Genomic DNA, 2710 nt, shown 5'->3' on the forward strand with positions numbered 1-2710 from the left:
CACACCGGACCGTTACCAGTCTCGCATGTGCTCCTAGGCTACGACGGGAGAAACCGTCGGTTCCATCAGGTCGCCATATAGAGACTTCCAGTAGAACAATTACTTACGCGACTTCGTGTCGCACAGTTATGATCAAGGCCGGCGTACGAGAGGATCAGGGGCGCTACGATAACCTCGATTACGACAACGACAACGACAACGACGCGACGCGACGAGTATCCCCTAATGAAATTGTTTGACTTATTCGTGAACCGTTCCATATTCCCGGGATGAAAGCGCGGCGCCGTGGTGCAGTCCATGGCCGGGTCGGCGTGCTGGACAGGGTGCAAGCGCCACCGGTCGAGCTTCAGGCCGCATCACCCCGCGGGAGCGCGCCGCGTTGCCGTTCATAGATGGCCGCGAGGCGCGCGGGCGGGGCGCCAAGCAGGAAGCGCGCGAGCAAGAGGCCGTTGGCCAACTGCTGTCGCGCCGGCCCGTGGGCCAGGAAGCGGCTGGCCGAGGTGGTCACCGCGCTCGGCAGCTTGGCGATGCGGCTGCACCGGTGGCTGCACTGGCGCACGCGGCGGGCCAGTTCCACGTCCTCGAACAGCGGCCAGTCGGGGAAGCCGCCGACGGCCTCGAAGAGGTCGCGCCGGATGGTCATGGCCTGATCGCCGAAGGTCGTCAGCCGCGACTCGAAACGCGAGCCCCAGGCATAGGCGCCGAGCAGCCAGTGGCGCCGATCGAAGGCGAGCCGGAAGCAGGCCATGCCGATGCCGGGGTCGCGAAAGGCGGCCGCGAGGACCACCGCGGCATCGCGGGGCAGGTCCGTGTCGTCGTGCAGGAACATCAGCAGCTCGCCCGCGGCGGCGCGGGCCCCGCCGTTGCACTGGGTCCCACGACCGCGCGGGGCCCTGACCAGTTGCCAGCCCTCCGGCAGCGGCGGCTGCTGCGCGCGCGCACCCAGGTCGTCCGGCTCGCAGACAATGATCTGCGCGCCGGGAAGACACGCGGCCGTCCGAGCGCAGCGCTCGCGCAGCGCCGTGCCCAGGCCCCGGGTCGGGACGACGACGGAGACTGGCTGCATCGGTGAACTATCTCAAAGTGAAGGTCCTAAGCTGCCTAGGTGGGTGCGCCGGGAGTTGCTGAAAACCCCCGGTATCCCGGTCCTTCGGCTCGGCGCTGCGCCTGCGGCGCTGCTCGCGTCGTGACCGGGCCTGGTCGCGCGCCCGGGTGCGAAGGCGCTTGAAGACACCGCGCGCCATTGCGAATGGGGGTACGACATCATGCGCGACGGCCGGCTACGGGGTCTGACTATCGTCGGAACGATGATGCTGCGCTGACCCCGCGTGGAAGCAACCGCGCTCGCTGGGAAATGGCCTGGGTGCGAGGCCCCGCCCCTCAGGTCCAGAGGAGATGGCCGAGGGTGCGCAGCGCGATCCCAATGCAGGCGCCCAGGGCTGCCGGCTTCCAGACCGCGGCGACCCGGCGACCGGCCGCGATCAGCACGGCGATGCCGACCAGGTCCAAGGGCGAAATCAGGAAGCCGGCGCTGGCATTCAGGAGTTCGACGCTGAGCTGGCCGGCGCGGCGCAGGTCGTCCACGACCCCCATCATCGCCGTGCCGCCGGCCAGGTATTTGGTCAGGCTGGGCAGGACCAGCACCGGGTCGATCCCGGCTGGCCCCAGGAGCGGCGCCAAGGCCGCGGTGATCAGGTCGATGACGCCGAAGCGCTTCAGGGCAGTGACCGCGACCAGCGACAGCACCAGCATGGGGATGGCGCCGATGGCGATCTTGAAGGCCTCGGCGCCGGCACGGTTGATGACGTCGAGCACCCCCTTGGCGTTGTCGGCGACGGGGTGATGCAGGGTTTCGTCCAGCGTCGCCTCGGCGCACGACAGCCGCCGACCGAAGAGATAATAGGTCGTCGCCGCCGCGGTCAGGCCGCCCAGCAGCGAAAAGACCAAGGTGGGGCCGAACGCGAGGCCCATCGTCAGCATCGGGAACACGACATTGGCCTGCGCCATGGCGAAGACCATGGCCAGGGTGGCGGCCAGGTGGCGGTCCGAGGTGCCGCGCTGTTCCATCATGGTCAGGGTCGCCAGCGGGGCGGCAAAGCTGACAAAATTGATCTGCAGGGCGGCAAAGACGCCGAGCCCGGTGAGTCCGAAGGGGCGCAGCGCCGGCGTCAGCCGGGCGACGAGCCAGTCCAGCGCCCCGCGCGCCTCCAAGAGGCGCATCAAGGACAGCATGACCACCATCACCGGCAGCAGGACGAACAACGACAGATCGACCGCGGTGCGGCCGGCCTTGAGGATGATGTCGATCAGGATGTCCATTGAAATCTCCGTCGGCTGTACATCATCTCTGTGGCTCCCGACTCATGGATGCCGCAGCGCGCGGCGCCGCCTTCGGGTCGCGCCGTCTCGCTGCGGCGGCCCGTCACCCTCAGCCGACGGTAGGGTAAACGTTTTGGTCGCAGAACAGCAATTTCGGCAGGGGCTTGAACTGTTGCGATTAAAATTGTACATTTTTGCCAAACATGAGCAAAAAGTGTACAAAGTAAGGATAGGCGAGGCGGCGAAAGCTCTTGGGGTTTCGCCCGCGACCGTGCGCCGCTGGGAGACCAGTGGCAAGATCACGGCCGAGCGCACCCCCGGCGGACAGCGCCGCTACGACCTGTCGGCGCTGCTGCCCGACAAGTTCAGCCTCGATTCGCCAACGCGACGC

At 67.4% G+C, this 2710-nt stretch carries 3 protein-coding genes; 1 reads left to right on the plus strand and 2 read right to left on the minus strand.

Going from position 1 to position 2710, the window contains the following annotated elements:
• Positions 1–346: 346 nt before the first annotated feature.
• Together QZY48_RS07210 and QZY48_RS07215 are read right to left on the minus strand one after the other, a co-directional pair.
• Complete coding sequence (locus tag QZY48_RS07210; protein WP_295429544.1) at positions 347–1066, minus strand: glycosyltransferase family 2 protein; 720 nt, start codon at positions 1064–1066, stop codon at positions 347–349.
• 314 nt (positions 1067–1380) lie between these two features.
• The gene (locus QZY48_RS07215; RefSeq protein WP_295429547.1) at positions 1381–2319 is read right to left on the minus strand and encodes a hypothetical protein; all 939 of its coding nucleotides are present in this window, start codon (positions 2317–2319) and stop codon (positions 1381–1383) included.
• Between the two features lie 133 nt (positions 2320–2452).
• On the opposite strand from QZY48_RS07215, the gene QZY48_RS07220 reads away from it, so the two are divergent.
• On the plus strand, positions 2453–2710 hold a 258-nt coding region (locus tag QZY48_RS07220; protein ID WP_295429550.1), incomplete at its 3' end, for a helix-turn-helix domain-containing protein.

This window comes from uncultured Thiodictyon sp. (assembly GCF_903828115.1).
Taxonomy (GTDB): domain Bacteria; phylum Pseudomonadota; class Gammaproteobacteria; order Chromatiales; family Chromatiaceae; genus Thiodictyon.

Excerpts from the sequence above, each read along its gene's own strand:
- QZY48_RS07210 (WP_295429544.1), bottom strand. The coding sequence starts at position 1,066 with ATGCAGCCAGTCTCCGTCGTCGTCCCGACCCGGGGCCTGGGCACGGCG.
- QZY48_RS07215 (WP_295429547.1), bottom strand. The coding sequence starts at position 2,319 with ATGGACATCCTGATCGACATCATCCTCAAGGCCGGCCGCACCGCGGTC.